This window comes from Pseudomonas sp. UBT (genome assembly GCF_050915955.1).
In the GTDB taxonomy this organism is placed as follows: Bacteria; Pseudomonadota; Gammaproteobacteria; order Pseudomonadales; family Pseudomonadaceae; genus Aquipseudomonas; species Aquipseudomonas antarctica_A.
In genome coordinates this window covers 38,868-54,790 of the sequence record NZ_CP168080.1, presented here as the reverse complement: position 1 = coordinate 54,790, position 15,923 = coordinate 38,868, and the positions used below count along the sequence as shown (strand labels likewise).

Genomic DNA, 15,923 nt, shown 5'->3' with positions numbered 1-15,923 from the left:
ATTGCCAAAACCTGTCACCAAACCGTTACACGCGCCAAGGATGATCCCCGGATTCCTGAACAGGTGGTCAGGAAGATTGGCGTCGCCGTTCACCCGGTTCTGACAGCCAGCACCTCCCTCCATAACAACAGATAGATGCACGTAAGGGATCTACTCGTGAAGATCAACACACTCTCTGCCCTGCTGTTAGCCTCGGGCCTAGGAAGCTTTGCGCCACTGGTTTTGGCAGACACCACGCAGGATGTCGGTTCGGTGGACGTCGCCGGCAAACAGAGCCTGGGCAACGGCCACATGATTCGCGAAGAAAGTGCCAAGGCGCGATCGACGGTGACCAAGGAAGCCATGGACGAAATGTCAGGGACCGCCAACGCCATCGACAAACTCAAATACACGCCGGGCATCAACGTTTCCAGTGATGACGCCAGCGGCACCAGCGGCACCAACTTCACCATGCGTGGCATGAACTCCGACCAGATCGGGGTTTCCGTCGATGGCGTGCCGATCAACGACTCGGGCAACTACAGCGTTTATTCAAACCAGTTGGGCGACCCGGAAAACCTCGCCGAAGTATTCGCCACCCAAGGCTCTTCGGAAGCGGACGGCCCGCACATCGGCTCCAGCGGCGGTAACATCGGCATGATCACCCTGCGGCCGACTAAAGAGTCCGGGGTGTTCGCCAAACAGATCGTCGGTGCCAACGACCTGCGCAAAACGTTCGTGCGGGTGAATACCGGCGATTTCGGTGGCCTCAAGACCTGGGTCTCGGCGTCTCACCTGGAAGGTGACAAGTGGCGCGGCAAGGGCACATTGCGCAGCGACAAAGTCGAGTGGAGCAGCCTGTTCGAAGACGGCAATGGCAACTCGACCCTGGCCACAGTGAAATATAACAACCAGGAAAACTACAACTACAACACCCTGAGCAAGTCGCAGTTCGAGACAGAAGGGCGACGCAAGGACTTCTCGGAAACCCCGGTTTACAAGTCGGGTTTGCTGTCGTCGTCCTACAAGCTCAACCGCAACCCGTTCGAAAGCGTCAACGCCACGCTCACTCAGCGCTGGCAGCTGCAAGACAACCTGTCGCTGACGGTCACACCTTATTACTACTGGGCCAACGGTGGCAGTTTCAGCGGCCAGACCGCTTCGAACCTGGGGCCCAAGTCCGACAAGGCCGGCAACTACGACCTGAGCAACCTGAAATCGCTCAACTACTATCGCCCTTCGTGGACCGAAACCTGGCGCCCTGGCGTCACCGCCAAAATGAAATGGGACATCAACGAAGAACACAGCCTGGACTACGGCTATTGGTATGAACGTGCTCGCCAGCGCCAGACCCAGCCCTTTATCGGTATCAACGGCGAAGGCGCACCCGATGATGTGTGGGGTGACTACAACAGCGGCGGCCAGGTGGTCGACAAGAACGGCGCGACCGTACAGGGTCGTCATTACTACACCATCACCCCGGCTCAGAAGCTCTGGGTTCAGGACAGCTGGCAAGCTACGCCGGACCTGAGTTTTGTCGGTGGCGTTGCGTACCAGTACGTCGAGCGCGACGGCAACAATCTGGGCAGCCTGTACGACACGCCGGAAAAACGTAACACCCGTTACCACCCGTTACCACCAGTTCCTGCCGAACTTCAGCGCCAAGTACCAGGTCGACGAGAGCAACCAGGCGTTCTACAACGTCACCCGCAACATGCGTACGCCGCCGAACTACGTGCTGTACAACAAGGGCGACTCCGTCAGCCTGAAGCCTGAGTTGAGCTGGAACCAGGAACTGGGCTGGCGCTACACCGAAGACACCCTGGCGCTGAGCGCGACCTTGTTCTACATCAGCTTCAAGGATCGCCAGTTGTCGACCACCGACTTGAACGGTGACTACGCAGTGATCAACGTCGGCAAGGTCGACAACAAAGGCCTGGAGCTGGAATGGAGTGGCCTGTTGCCGCACAACTTCAACTACTACGCCTCCTACACCTACACCCAGTCTGAGCAGAAAGACAATGTGCTCAGCAAGAATGTGTTGCTGCCCACAGCGGGCAAGCAACTGGCCAACGTGCCGGAAAACATGTTCAACCTGGTGTTCGGCTATGACGACTCGCGTTTCTACGGCAACGTTGCGGGCAAATACGTCGGCAGTTTCTACGGCGATTTGACCAACGACGAAAAAATCTCCGGCCGTACCGTGTTTGACCTCAACGCCGGTATCTACTTGCCGGTGGACAAGAAAGTCATCAAGTCCGCGGCCCTGCGGTTCTCGATGCTTAACGTGTTCGACAAGGAATACTTGAGCTCGGCGCGCACCGTGTCGTTCAACTCGGCACCGGTAAACGGCCTGGCGCCGAGCACGGCGTATTACAACGTGGGTGAGGAACGCACGGCGATGGTGTCGCTGGAAGCCAACTTCTAATTAAAGGTGCCGCTGAGCTAAATGTGGGAGCGGGCTTGCTCGCGAAAGCGGTGGGTCAGTGCCAGATGCATTGACTGACAGTCCGCCTTCGCGAGCAAGCCCGCTCCCACATTTGATCTGCAGTGTTTTACAAATTGGGTTACTTCAGCGCGGCCATAATCGCATCCGGGTTGAACTCGCGAATCAGCGTGCCATTCACGTCCACAAACGGAATCCCGCCGCCGCCCAAGGCCTCATAGGCCTTGCGCGCCTGGGCGTCCTTCTCGATATCCAGCGCCTGGTATGGAATGCCTTTCTGATCCAGAAAGCGCCGGATCTGCTTGCAGTAGCCACACCACTCGGTGGAATAGAGCACCACGCGCGCTGAGGCGCGTACCTGCTCCGACACCACCTGCGAGGGGTTGAACAGCCGCTCGATCTTGCCCCAGTTCTGAATGACCACCACGACCAGCAATACCAGCAGGACCTTCTTGAGAACCCCGCCAAGCATCAGTTACGGCGCTTGAGCTGGTCAGTCAATTGGGTTGGCAGACCCTTGATGATCAAGGTGCCGGCGGCCTCGTCGTACTCGATCTTGTCGCCCAGCAGGTGCGCTTCAAAGCTGATCGACAGCCCCTCGGCACGCCCGGTAAAACGACGGAACTGGTTGAGAGTGCGTTTGTCGGCCGGGATCTCCGGCGACAGGCCGTAATCCTTGTTGCGGATATGGTCATAGAACGCCTTAGGCCGATCTTCATCGATCAAACCCGACAGTTCTTCCAGGCCCATCGGCTCGCCGAGCTTGGCCTGGCTGCTGGCGTAGTCCACCAGGGTCTTGGTTTTCTCGCGGGCCGATTCATCCGGCAGGTCTTCGCTTTCGACGAAGTCGCTGAATGCCTTGAGCAGGGTACGGGTCTCGCCCGGGCCATCGATGCCTTCCTGGCAGCCGATAAAGTCGCGGAAGTACTCCGAGACCTTCTTGCCGTTCTTGCCCTTGATAAAGGAGATGTATTGCTTGGACTGCTTGTTGTTCTGCCACTCGGAGACGTTTATCCGCGCTGCCAGGTGCAATTGGCCCAGGTCCAGGTGGCGTGAGGGGGTCACGTCCAGCTGATCGGTCACGGCCACGCCTTCGCTGTGGTGGAGCAGGGCGATGGCCAGGTAGTCGGTCATGCCTTGTTGGTAGTGGGCAAACAGCACGTGGCCGCCGGTGGAGAGGTTGGACTCCTCCATGAGCTTTTGCAGATGTTCGACTGCCGTGCGGCTGAAGGTGGTGAAATCCTGGCCGCCGTCAAAATACTCCTTCAACCAGCCGCTGAACGGGTGCGCGCCGGACTCGGCATGGAAGAAACCCCAGGCCTTGCCTTGTTTAGCGTTGTAGCTCTCGTTGAGGTCGGCAAGCATGTTCTCGATGGCGGCCGACTCGGCAAGCTCGGAGTCGCGGGCATGGAGAATTGCGGGGGTGCCGTCGGGTTTTTTGTCGATCAGGTGGACGATGCAATGACGGATCGGCATAGGCTTCTCGGCTGGTTGAGGGGAGCGGTTGGCCTCCCCGAAAAGTTGCCCAGTGTACCGCACCCATTGGCCAAGACACGTGTCCAAGGGTGCTTTGGCCGCTCTCCGACGGCCTATATGCCTTTTTTTCACGGTTTAGAGCGATAAAGCTGACCAAATGGGTATGTTGAGGCGGATATTTCCCCGTCTCTGTGCTAGTTTTGCCCCGTCTTACGCCAAGTCTCGGCGTTAAGCGTGCATTCAGCATCTGTCAGGTCGAACCAATCCCCGTTTCAAGCATCTATAACCCCGATCTCCGTGGTTATGGCCGGGGGTGCCAGGCCATGACGGTCGGGCTCGACGGCTGACACTGCACTCTGCAATCCATATGAATTTGATAGGGAAGGAACACCACAATGGCTATTACTAAAGACCAACTGATCGCTGACCTGGCTGAAGCAGTAGACGCACCGAAAACTACCGTGCGCGCTCTGCTGGACCAACTGAGCCAAGTTGTTGCTGATCAGCTGGAAAACGGCGGCGAAATCACTCTGCCAGGCGTTGGCAAACTGAAAGTGACCGAGCGTCCAGCCCGTACTGGCCGTAACCCTTCGACTGGCGCCGCCATCGAAATCGCTGCCAAGAAAGTTATCAAGCTGGTTGTGGCCAAAGGCCTGACCGACGCTGTTAACAAGTAAGACGCAGCAAAAAAAACCGTGCTTCGGAGCGATCCGGGCACGGTTTTTTGTTGCCTGCGTTTTGACTGTGATGAAGGGCTAGTCGCGAACCCAGCGCTGGCGCCAGATCTGCTGCTCGTTCTTGGTCTGGAAAGTCCAGGCCACGAAACGGCTTTGCTTTTGGCCCTGGGACATTTCCACCACCTGGCTTTCCAGCACGCCGGCTTTTTTGAGCGCTGTCTCAATCGCGGGCAAATTCGACGCTTTTGACACCAGTGTGCTGAACCACAACACCTTGTGGGCAAAATGCGCGCTCTCAGCGATCAGTTGCGTGACAAAACGCGCTTCGCCGCCTTCACACCACAACTCCGCCGATTGCCCGCCGAAGTTCAGCACCGGCAGCTTGCGCTTGGGATCAGCTTTACCCAGGGCGCGCCATTTACGCTCGCTGCCCTTGGTGGCTTCGTCCATGGACGCGTGGAACGGCGGGTTGCACATGGTCAGGTCAAAGCGCTCGCCCGGCTCCAGCAGGCCCAACAGGATTTGCTTGGGGTTGGTTTGCTGGCGCAGCTGGATGACCTTGCTCAGGTCATTGGACTGCACGATGGCCCTGGCCGCGGCCACGGCGATAGGGTCGACCTCGGAGCCGAGGAAGTTCCAGCGGTACTCCATGTAGCCAATCAACGGATAGACACAGTTGGCGCCCATGCCGATGTCCAGCACCTTGACGATTGAACCGCGCGGAATCTTGCCGTCGTTGACGCTGGCCAGCAGGTCGGCGAGGAAATGCACATAGTCGGCACGCCCCGGCACTGGCGGGCACAGGTAGTCGGCTGGGATATCCCAATGCTGGATGCCATAGAAGGCTTTCAGCAGCGCCCGGTTGAAGACCCGCACCGCGTCAGGGCTGGCAAAGTCGATACTTTCCTTGCCATAGGGGTTGATGATCACGAATTTCGCCAGTTCCGGCGTCGTTTTGATCAGCGCCGGGAAGTCGTAACGGCCTGTGTGGCGGTTACGCGGATGCAAGGTGGCCTCTTTACGCGGCGCGACGGGTTTGGCCGTGGCGGCGGTTTTAGGCTTCTTGCGCGGTGGTTTGGGTGTGCTGGGGGCGGTCATGTTGATTCTGGTGTTGGCTCAAAGTGGTGGGCATTGTCACACATTCCTGACTGAAAACAGGAATATCTAGCTTTGGGAGAATAACCAGAATGCGCGTAAAATCGGAATTATAACGTGAAGGGTTATTCTTTAATGGTTAGCTGACCTGTTATTTCTGACAGTAGATTATTGATTTTTCAGTGTGTTAATTTTTTATTGAAATACACAGGTTGGTCTCAATCTACTTAAGGTAATAACACAATGAAAAAGCACTTTTCTGTCATTTTAGTTGGGTCTATCTTGCTGGCGATGAATGCGTGGGCGGCGGGGGAGTCTCCTTTGGAGAATACGCAGAGTGGTCAAACTGCCGGGACCATTATTGTAGAGTCAGCAGGTGCATCTGCGTTTCGGGTCAGTGATGGCGACTTTGCCGATCCGCTCACTATTGGAGTGGCTGGGGCTTCACTCAGAGAAGGTAAAAACCTCTTTATTGAAAATAATGGTTCAAAGGCGACTAATATTAGCGTCCAGAATACGACCCTTTCTTCTCCGCTGAATCTTCCAGCGGGATCAAATGTCCAGTTTACTGTTACTTCGGGGAAATGGGTTTCTAAAGGGGTCAGGGTGAATGGGAAAGTGGGCGATCCGGGTACGGGCCAGGTAAATGTTCCGCCTGTATCGCAATAAGCCCGCCCTCAACCTGCTGCTCGCTCGTGGCAAGTTGATAGTTGCCATATTGATCAAAAAGCGCCCATAAAAAAGAGACCTGAGAAGGTCTCTTTTTTACATGGTTTCCAGCTTACAGACTGGAGATCCACACATGTGCTCGGCCAGCTTACCCAACGCCCGCTCAGCCTCGGCCAACTTGGCGGGTTCCTTCTCGATCACTTCAGCCGGCGCATTGTCCAAAAACGCCGAGTTGGACAGCTTGCCGTCCACTTGCTGCACGGCCAAGCTCGTACAAAGAGCATGGCAAAGACATAGTGATCGGCAGTGTGCTACGCGGGTTTGAGTATGCGAAAGCGCAAGTCAGAGCCAAGGTTGAGCATCCGTTTCGGGTGATCAAGCGCCAGTTTGGCTATACGAAAGTGCGCTTTCGTGGTCTGACGAAAAGCAGTGCTCAGCAGACGACGTTGTTCGCCTTGTCGAACTTGTGGATGGTGCGAAAACGATTGTTGAATACTGGAGAGGTGCGCCTGTAATGCGGGCTAATCGCCCTGAAACAGCGCGACTTAGAGGAAAATCATGAATTAAGAAGTGGAAAGGTCTAATGATTCGACCGAATCAGCGCTTTTTGAACCTCACGCAAAGAGGGGATCAAAAAACGGTGGGTACTTCAGACCTTCCTTAGGGGGTGCACTTTCAACTTGGTGGCGGCGTGTATCAGGCCGATGCCGGCTCCCGAGTGCATCGGGAGCGCGGTGTTAGCGAGGTCTCCATCGTGAGTAGGAGATGTTGCTTGGTTAAACTCGATTAGCCAATGAGGCGTCCATGTCCAGTACGAACATGCGCCATTTTGAATGTCTTATTCTTTTGATTTCTGCGACGCCAACGAAATCCCGAATAGGACCCCGGCAAAACGAGCCGTATATTTTTTTGTAGTTCTGCGCTTGAAGTGACGTGATCAATTCGCTGAGCGGTATCTGACCCTTTGGGCGAATAATATCGATACTATGGGCCGCTGCTAATTGTTTCAATACTTTGTCCAGGTCTTGCGGCGTTTTGAGAATATTGTTGGTTACCATGTCTTTAGGCTTGAACTCGGTCAAGATATAGTCGGGTGCTAATTTGGGGTTAAGTGAATTGTGTGCTTTGCTTATATAGTTTCCATTCAGCCTTCCCGAAAGATGCTGTAGCAATCGGCTATCATCTGTCGCAATTGACGCGCCTTTAGGTGCGAAAAAATGAAGGTCCACTCCTGATGGAAGAGCGAATCGGAACTTCTCGGCACGCGACGCTCCGTGGCTGTAAATATACGCTTTAGTAGCGTTCGGACCTCCGCTGTAAAGCTCATATGAAGCGGGTCCATTGTGAAAACCAAGACTCCGTGTCTTAACGGTCAGCGTTTCAACGCCCATCTGGCCTTTGGCTATGCTGCTGTGTTGATACGCGAGACTGGTTTCCCTGGCTGCCCCCTTTGCCCCTGCTCTTGCAGCGCGCAAAGCTAGCCCGGCGCCTGCGCCTGCTTCGAGCAGACCGGTCCCGAGTGCAGCCCAACCTAATGCTTCTGAGAGGTCAGGGTCACTTTCTCGTAGTGCCGTAGAGGCGATACCAAAGCCCGCGGACACAGTAGCTAAACCTACCGCTGCTACCGTCCACCCTATTGAAGCACCGCCGGTAAAGGGTGCCAGTGCGATACCGATTACGCCGATCCCCACAGCGGCTACAACCGGGTTTTCGATCGCTGGCGCGTGGGTAATGACAGAGTATTGGTTCAAGACCTCCGCGAACCCAGAGGGGTCACTTTTATTGACCGGGTCGTTGCTGCAATACCGATATCGATTTGATCCACCTGCACCAAACGGACTGATAGGGTCAGGAGCGTCAAAGCTTTGTTTCGCGGGATTGTAGACTCTCGCTCCGTTCCCCAGAGGATAATTACCGGTAACGCTGTCCATGGGGTGGCCGTTAAACCCAACCCACGAGCGCTGATCGATGGTATGAGGGCGATAGCCGTATGGCGTGTAAACAAAGTATGAAATTGAATTGGTAGACAGGTCGTAACTGGCAATCACCGAGCCTTTGATGTCTTTTACCTCGAAACTGCGGCTTGTTGTTGGCATGTTGCTGTCTTGGTTGATACTCTGCTGCAGCAATAAGCAGGAAGTGCTCTGGTTCATCAAAATAGAAGTGCGGTAGCTAAAAACTCCATTGCTGCTAAATACACCTTTCCGAGCGTATTGGAAGTCATCTTTATAATAGTACTGGTCGTAGTGGCCCGTACCTGAGCACCCAGCGAGTCGGCCAATGTTGTCGTAATGGTAGTCGAAACGTTGTTGTGCGTCACTGTGAACGGTTAATTGACCCTGGATATTGTAAGTGAGTGGGAAGCCGTCTTTGTTTATACAATAACCAAGGCTGTCATATTTATAAGAATGAGTTTGTTGAGTCGTACCTCTCTGAAGTGTAGTGGATTGAGGTTGGCAGGGGTCTGCAGCCCCAAATGTGTATTTATCGATAAACGTACTGCCATTGCTTGTCACGGTACATTGAATCAGGTTGCCGGCCATGTCGTATATAAAATCCTGTCGGTCAATCACATAGCGGTCAGGCGTGGAGGGTTTATGGGGGCCGCTGCACAGATAGGTTTCGAGTTGCCCTCTGAAATCGTAACGGTACTCTTCCTTGCGCAACAGTGATGCACCTTGCAGTATTTCCATTTCAGCGATTAAAGAGGTGGTATACGTTGTTTTTAATGTAAGGGGTGGAAAACCTGTGGCATTGAATTGACGTTGAATTTCTTGACCGGATGCGTTGTAAGTGTACGCAGTCGTCATGGTCTTACCATGGGTTAGATCATTCAATGTTTCGGATTCCAGTCTACCTAGCGGGCCATATATAAAATCTACGGTCAGCGTTGCGCTGGCGCTGTTCAGTAGACGGCCTTGGGTGTCGTAAGTGTATTGAGTGCTGTTACCGAACGCATCAGTTGATCGCAGTAAGAGGCCTTGAATGGAGTATTCGTATCTTGCTTGAGAGGTAGTTGAATCACTACCTCGGTTAATGCCTCCGGTAATGGTTTCAGTAAGGGTACGGGTTTGCGCGTCCCAAGCATTGCTCAGCTTAATGCGAGTAGATGAGGTGTTCGTTGCGCTGGGTTGAGTATCTGCTTTGCCCCAATTCCCGCTGCCGATATAGGCATAGTTCACTTTAGTGCCGCCGAGTACGGTAGCCGTCACGCGGCTCAGGCCATCTACTGTCTGGGTGCCCAGTGAAACTGTTTGGCCGCTGGATTCCAGCTTGGCAGCTGTCGCTACGGGTGCTTGGATATGGGCAGGAAAGTCATTAATCGTTGTGATACCGGCGGTTTCCACACGGCTTACGCGACCAAAAGCGTCGTAATTACGGTGAATCGCATATGCCTCGCTTGAAGTCTCGGTGGTCAGATGACCTAGGGCGTTGTAGCGATACGTCTGTGAGCTCACGAACTTACCATTGGCATGAAGATACGACTCGTGGCGTTGTTCTCCACCGGGTTCGTCGAATACCTGTATGGTGCGCCCGCCCGTTTCACTGCCTTGTGCTACCCAGGTTGAGGTCTTGCGGTTGACCGGGTCGTACGAAAAATTCTCGGTCTCACCACTCGCGGCCCACTTGATTTCTGAGAGCTGCCCCCAGCGGTCATAGCTGAAGTTACGTGTTTGCGGGGGCAATTGCGTTTTATTGGCGGTGTAGTCGAATTGTGTCGTGGACGCCTCTCGACCTTGGGCGTCGTAAGTTATTTCGTATAACTTCAGCCATGAACCATCAGTGTGTAGCCACTCGTTTCGGATGGGGCGGCCCAACGTATCAAATACGTCTCTGCTTTGTTCTCCGAACGGGCTGGTACGCGTTACTTGAGTTTCGGTGCCAGCGTCTACGTAGGTGAAAGTGGTCGTGCCTTTGAGCTCGGGCTCGCCGGCATATACGGTTTGTTGGATTATACGGCGCTGCGCGTCGTATTCATAAAGGGTCGTATTGTCTTGGGCATCAATGTGGGCCTTAAGCAAGCCGGTGAGCGTTTGAATGACTTGAGTTCCGGTGACTGCAGGTGCAGTGCCCGCGGTCACATAAGTGGTTGTAGTGAGTTGATTGTTGGAAAGCCCGTAGTCGATCGCAGTACTGACTACAGAGCCCGGAACGACCTTGCCGGCGGCGTCAAGGATAGATTGCGTGCTGTTCAATAACCGCCCATGGTGAGGTGAATTAATGTCGGTATCATAAGTATTCTCTTCAAGCACCATGTTGCCGTTCGCCCATGATGAGAGCCTGCCATTGGCATCCCCAACCGGGTTATAGATTGTCAATTTTTTCGAAGGTTTGAGGGTTGGACCTTTTACCAGGGCGTCTTTGACCGGCAGCCCATCGTAACTGTAGAAGGTCCACTGCAAGTCAGTCCGTTGGCCGTTGTTCAGGGTATAGACCTTTTCGGATTCGACGTGAACCTTGAAGTAATTTGGGTCGCCAGGGCAACGAATGGCCACCGGGAGGTTGAAGGTCTGTTGACCGTTACTGGTGACGTAAGGCGAAATAACCTTTTGGCGCAGCTCACGTGTACCCCAGGTCAACCCGGCTTTACCGAACAGCAGGAATCCCCAGCCGATAGGGTTTGCGTAATCACCTGTGGCCGCAATAACACTCAAAGGCGTTATGGGAGTTTTAACTCTTTCTGTTTTGACGAGTATGTCTTCTTCCAACATTCCCCGATAATAAGTCCACTCCGTTGTTACGCCGTTTTCTGTCTTTGAAATGATGTTGCCTAAGGTGTCCATTGTGATAACGACGACTTCCTTGCGAGCGGTCAGGTCGGGGTTGGTGTAGGTCGTGCTAGTGGTGCTTTCAATACGGTCTGGGAGGGGGTCATTAGCGGCACCCGTGAGGACAGTCCCTCCGTTTTTCACGGTTCTACTTAACTCAACGGTTTTCAATAATAAGCCATCTACCCAAGTTGTTTCTTTTGTCGGTAGGCGGTTGGTCGAAAACTGATATTCAGTTTTTTTATTGCCTATCTCCGTTACTGAGGTGATTTGGTTGCCTTTTGAGGTGGTGTAAATATATTGATTGTTTTGTATGATGGTCGCGTTGTTGTCGGTAATAAGGTGGTTGGAAACTTTGCCGTTCTGATAACTAATTGCCTCCGTGAGTCCGCTGCTGTGTTTTATTTTGCTGATAGAGCCGGTGTACTCGAACGCTGTCGTGTCTATCTGGTTGCTCTGCCGTACTGTACTCAACAAGCCCTCGGTAAATTGAAAATCCATCGTGTAATTGTCGTTGGTTCCTGGCCATACATCGAAAGTGACCTGCATTATGCTGCCGAGCATGGTGTAACCAACGGTCAATAGGGTTCCTGACTCGTCGGATACTGACTGTAGGCGTGGGAGCCACAGGTTTATGAGTGAGTTGGTTTCTTTAATCAAATCCCATTGGAGGTAAATTTTATGCCCAGAGGGTGAACTTATTGTAGTTGGAAGATAATAGCCTTCATCTATTTGCGGGTTGGATGAGGGGGCTTGGAATTTGGTAAGACGTTCTTGTTTTCCACTTTTATGTGTGAATTTAAGTTGCTTGCTATCCCGGCTGATAACGACGTGGGGTAAGGCAATATCGCTTTTTCCGTCCCATGTCCAACTGGCTCCGTTCTCTAAGTAAATTTCGCCGAAATTGTTGCTCTGAAGTGTTGGTAGACGGTCTTCGTAAAAATAAGCATGGTTAAATCGGATACTACAATTTTCGAGGTAGTGGGTGCCGCGGCCCGACGTGTGGTAAACCTTCAGATCCAAAGTCGGGCCCAACCCATTATTTCCAACTAATTCAGCTATCGGGATAAATGTGCAAAATGCGCCCGAAAAGGGGTCGACCCCATGAATATTCGGGCTACCTTCGTTAACGACACGTTGTTTAACAGCTGTCGAATTAGCCATCTGGAAACTCCTTAAAAAGTAGGCTGCCTCCGTGCTGCAAAATGATGCACGGCAGAGAGCTTTGTTTCAGAGTAATGCCGCTTTCCAGTGGGTTGATACTGTCAATGTTGACAGTTTTTTATAACTTTTTGCGCTTAAGTGTCTCCATAGTTAGATCAGTTAATTTTGCGCAAAAAAAAGAGACCCGAAGGTCTCTCTTTTTATTCCAGCATTGACTTACAAGCTGGCAATCCGACTGCGTTGCTCCGCCAACTTGCCCTGAGCCTGTTCAGCTTCAGCCAACTTGGCGCGCTCCTTATCGATCACCTCCGCCGGCGCCTTGTCGACGAACGCCGCGTTGGACAGCTTGCCGCCCACTCGCTGCACTTCGCCTTGCAGGCGCAGGATTTCCTTATCGAGACGGGCCAATTCCGCGCCTTTGTCGATCAGGCCGGCCATCGGCACCAGCACTTCCATCTCGCCGACCAGCGCGGTCGCGGACAGCGGTGCTTCGGCGCCGTCAGCCAATACCGTGATCGACTCCAGCTTCGCCAGCTTCTTGAGCAGTGCGTCGTTCTCGCTGAGGCGACGCTGATCTTCGCTGCTGGCGTTCTTCACAAACACTGCCAACGGCTTGCCCGGCCCGATGTTCATCTCGGCACGGATGTTACGCGTGCCCATCATCAGGGTCTTGAGCCATTCGATATCGCTTTCGGCCGCCTCATCGATGCGCGCTTCATTGGCCACCGGCCAAGGTTGCAGCATGATGGTTTTGCCTTCGATACCGGCCAGCGGCGCGATGCGCTGCCAGATCTCTTCGGTGATGAACGGCATGAACGGGTGCGCCAGGCGCAGTGCCACTTCCAGTACGCGTACCAAGGTGCGACGGGTGCCGCGCTGGCGTTCGATCGGCGAGTTTTCGTCCCACAGCACGGGCTTGGACAGTTCCAGGTACCAGTCGCAATACTGGTTCCAAATGAACTCGTACAAGGCCTGTGCGGCCAGGTCGAAACGGAACTGGTCAAGTTGGCGGGTTACTTCGGCTTCGGTGCGCTGCAACTGCGAGATGATCCAGCGATCCGCCAGGCTCAGCTCAACTGCTTCGCCGTTCTGGCCGCAGTCTTCGCCTTTGTCCAGCACGTAGCGCGCGGCGTTCCAGATCTTGTTGCAGAAGTTGCGGTAGCCTTCGACGCGGCCCATGTCGAACTTGATGTCGCGACCGGTGGACGCCAGCGAGCAGAAGGTGAAACGCAGGGCGTCGGTACCGTAGCTGGCAATGCCATCGGCGAACTCGTCGCGGGTCTGCTTCTCGATCTTCTTGGCCAACTTTGGCTGCATCAGGCCCGAGGTGCGTTTCTGCACCAGGGTTTCCAGGTCGATGCCGTCGATGATGTCCAGCGGGTCCAGGACGTTGCCTTTGGACTTGGACATCTTCTGGCCCTGGCCATCCCGCACCAGGCCGTGCACGTACACGGTCTTGAACGGTACTTGCGGGGTGCCGTCCTCGTTCTTCACCAGGTGCATGGTCAGCATGATCATCCGGGCAACCCAGAAGAAAATGATGTCGAAGCCGGTCACCAGTACATCGGTGGAGTGGAATTTCTTCAGGAACTCGGTCTGCTGCGGCCAGCCCAGGGTGGAGAAGGTCCACAGGCCGGAGCTGAACCAGGTGTCCAGTACGTCGTTGTCCTGTTGCAGCGCAACGTCCGGGCCGAGGTTGTGCTTGGCGCGCACTTCGGCTTCGTCGCGGCCTACATAGACTTTGCCCGACTCGTCGTACCAGGCCGGAATGCGGTGGCCCCACCACAGCTGACGGCTGATGCACCAGTCCTGGATGTCGCGCATCCACGAGAAGTACATGTTTTCGTACTGTTTGGGCACGAACTGAATGCGGCCGTCTTCCACGGCAGCAATCGCAGGCTCGGCCAATGGTTTGGTGGACACGTACCACTGGTCGGTCAGCCATGGCTCGATTACGGTGCCGGAACGGTCGCCCTTCGGCACTTTGAGGCCGTGGTCGTCAACGCTCACCAGCAAGCCGGCAGCGTCAAAGGCGGCCACGATCTGCTTGCGCGCTTCGAAACGGTCGAGGCCGGCGTATTCGGCCGGGATCTTGCCGTCGATGCTGTCGTTCAGCGTGCCGTCCAGATTGAACACCTGACAGGCCGGCAATACGGCGGCGTTTTTGTCGAAGATGTTCAACAGCGGCAGGTTGTGGCGCTTGCCGACTTCGTAGTCGTTGAAATCGTGGGCCGGGGTGATTTTCACGCAGCCGGTGCCGAATTCAGGGTCACAGTAGTCGTCTGCGATGATCGGGATACGGCGACCCACCAACGGCAGCTCGACGAACTTGCCGATCAGCGCCTGGTAGCGCTCGTCGTTCGGGTTAACTGCGACGGCGGCGTCGCCGAGCATGGTTTCCGGACGGGTGGTGGCGACGATCAGGTAGTCGTTGCCTTCAGCGGTCTTGGCGCCATCGGCCAGCGGGTACTTGAGGTTCCACAGGAAACCTTTCTCGTCGTGGTTTTCCACTTCAAGGTCGGAAATCGCCGTGTGCAACTTGGTGTCCCAGTTGACCAGGCGCTTGCCACGGTAGATCAGGCCGTCTTCGTGCAGGCGTACGAAGGCTTCTTTCACGGATTCCGACAGGCCGTCGTCCATGGTGAAGCGCTCGCGGCTCCAGTCGACGGACGAACCCAGGCGACGGATCTGACGGCTGATATTGCCGCCGGACTGGTCTTTCCATTCCCAGATCTTTTCCAGGAATTTCTCGCGACCCAGGTCGTGACGGTTCTGGCCGGTGGCCTCGAGTTGGCGTTCCACCAGCATCTGCGTGGCGATACCGGCGTGGTCGGTGCCCGGTTGCCACAGGGTGTTGCGGCCCTGCATGCGGCGGAAACGGATCAACGCATCCATGATCGCATTGTTGAAGCCATGGCCCATGTGCAGGCTGCCAGTGACGTTCGGTGGCGGAATCATGATGGTGTAGGACTCGCCCGCGCCTTGCGGGGCGAAATAGTTCTCGGACTCCCAGGTGTTGTACCAGGAAGTTTCAATGGCGTGCGGCTGGTAGGTCTTATCCATGCGCGGCGGGACCCTATTGGCATTTATTCAGGAAAAGCCGGGAAGTATAGCGGGGATGAGCCAGCGCGCGTAGGGCGAGGTGATGGGCGATGTAAAAAACTGCATCACCCGGTTGAACTCGATGTGGTTTACACAGGCTGGCACTCTCTTTTTGAGCGAGGGTAATTGTTACGTAAGCCCATTCTGGCAATACGCTGCTGTTCAGACCGATTTAGCCCCGTGAAATGGGCGCTTGGTCGCTGGTATCGCACGCTGAGTCATTGTGCTTCGCGCGTCACCAGCTACCGTGCGACCAGACTGGTTTATGTCTTGCTCATGGTCAGGATAACTGCTGTCCAGCCAGACACCTGACCACCGTTGGCATTGAATTCCGCCAGGGCCAGTGGCGTCGAGCTGGAGTAGATGTCCTGACTCAGTTGCAGTTGCCAATCACCGTTGCTGTCAGCTTGAGGTTTGCCAAACAAAACGCTGCCGCCTTCAAGATAAACATAGACGATGGCATTGGGCGCCGCTTTGCCGGTAAGCAAGGGGCGAAGTGAGTTGACGGTGGTGGGGCTTGTGAGTTGAGGAGCGCTGCCGGAAGGC

8 protein-coding genes and 3 pseudogenes are annotated in these 15,923 nt (G+C 54.8%); 4 read left to right on the top strand and 7 right to left on the bottom strand.

Going from position 1 to position 15,923, the window contains the following annotated elements; translation table 11 throughout:
- Nucleotides 1-156 precede the first annotated feature (156 nt).
- Nucleotides 157-2,407 (top strand): annotated as a pseudogene (locus tag ACDZ94_RS23330) (TonB-dependent receptor).
- 139 nt (nucleotides 2,408-2,546) lie between these two features.
- Here ACDZ94_RS23330 and ACDZ94_RS23325 read toward each other — a convergent pair.
- Together ACDZ94_RS23325 and yejK are read right to left on the bottom strand one after the other, a co-directional pair.
- Complete coding sequence (locus ACDZ94_RS23325) at nucleotides 2,547-2,897, bottom strand: glutaredoxin family protein (RefSeq protein WP_221294016.1); 351 nt, start codon at nucleotides 2,895-2,897, stop codon at nucleotides 2,547-2,549.
- Nucleotides 2,897-3,901: a nucleoid-associated protein YejK gene (gene yejK / locus ACDZ94_RS23320; protein ID WP_064450853.1), complete on the bottom strand. Its 1,005-nt coding sequence runs from the start codon at nucleotides 3,899-3,901 to the stop codon at nucleotides 2,897-2,899. The genes ACDZ94_RS23325 and yejK overlap by 1 nt, the downstream gene beginning before the upstream one ends.
- Before the next feature lie 395 nt (nucleotides 3,902-4,296).
- On the opposite strand from yejK, the gene ACDZ94_RS23315 reads away from it, so the two are divergent.
- A complete protein-coding gene (locus ACDZ94_RS23315; RefSeq protein WP_003188840.1) occupies nucleotides 4,297-4,578 on the top strand; it encodes an HU family DNA-binding protein in 282 nt (93 codons plus the stop codon).
- A gap of 78 nt (nucleotides 4,579-4,656) precedes the next feature.
- On the opposite strand, the gene rlmF is transcribed toward ACDZ94_RS23315, so the two are convergent.
- The gene (gene rlmF / locus ACDZ94_RS23310; protein ID WP_432751578.1) at nucleotides 4,657-5,676 is read right to left on the bottom strand and encodes a 23S rRNA (adenine(1618)-N(6))-methyltransferase RlmF; all 1,020 of its coding nucleotides are present in this window, start codon (nucleotides 5,674-5,676) and stop codon (nucleotides 4,657-4,659) included.
- A gap of 240 nt (nucleotides 5,677-5,916) precedes the next feature.
- On the opposite strand from rlmF, the gene ACDZ94_RS23305 reads away from it, so the two are divergent.
- Nucleotides 5,917-6,342 (top strand): hypothetical protein, encoded by a 426-nt coding sequence (locus tag ACDZ94_RS23305; RefSeq protein ID WP_221294017.1) that lies wholly within the window; start codon nucleotides 5,917-5,919, stop codon nucleotides 6,340-6,342.
- Nucleotides 6,343-6,454: 112 nt separating this feature from the next.
- On the opposite strand, the pseudogene ACDZ94_RS23300 reads toward ACDZ94_RS23305, so the two are convergent.
- Nucleotides 6,455-6,603 (bottom strand): annotated as a pseudogene (locus tag ACDZ94_RS23300) (hypothetical protein); the annotation flags it as partial.
- Between ACDZ94_RS23300 and ACDZ94_RS23295 the strand changes: the two are divergent.
- Nucleotides 6,594-6,857: pseudogene (locus ACDZ94_RS23295) on the top strand (transposase); the annotation flags it as partial. The pseudogenes ACDZ94_RS23300 and ACDZ94_RS23295 sit on opposite strands and share 10 nt — an antisense overlap.
- Nucleotides 6,858-7,118: 261 nt before the next feature.
- On the opposite strand, the gene ACDZ94_RS23290 reads toward ACDZ94_RS23295, so the two are convergent.
- The 3 genes from ACDZ94_RS23290 to ACDZ94_RS23280 all read right to left on the bottom strand — a co-directional run.
- Nucleotides 7,119-12,275: an RHS repeat domain-containing protein gene (locus tag ACDZ94_RS23290; RefSeq protein WP_432751577.1), complete on the bottom strand. Its 5,157-nt coding sequence runs from the start codon at nucleotides 12,273-12,275 to the stop codon at nucleotides 7,119-7,121.
- 216 nt (nucleotides 12,276-12,491) lie between these two features.
- On the bottom strand, nucleotides 12,492-15,338 hold the full coding sequence (locus ACDZ94_RS23285; RefSeq protein ID WP_073637252.1) for a valine--tRNA ligase: 2,847 nt from the start codon (nucleotides 15,336-15,338) through the stop codon (nucleotides 12,492-12,494).
- A 302-nt stretch (nucleotides 15,339-15,640) separates the two neighbouring features.
- The coding region (locus ACDZ94_RS23280; RefSeq protein ID WP_432751576.1) for a hypothetical protein at nucleotides 15,641-15,923 on the bottom strand (283 nt) is incomplete at its 5' end.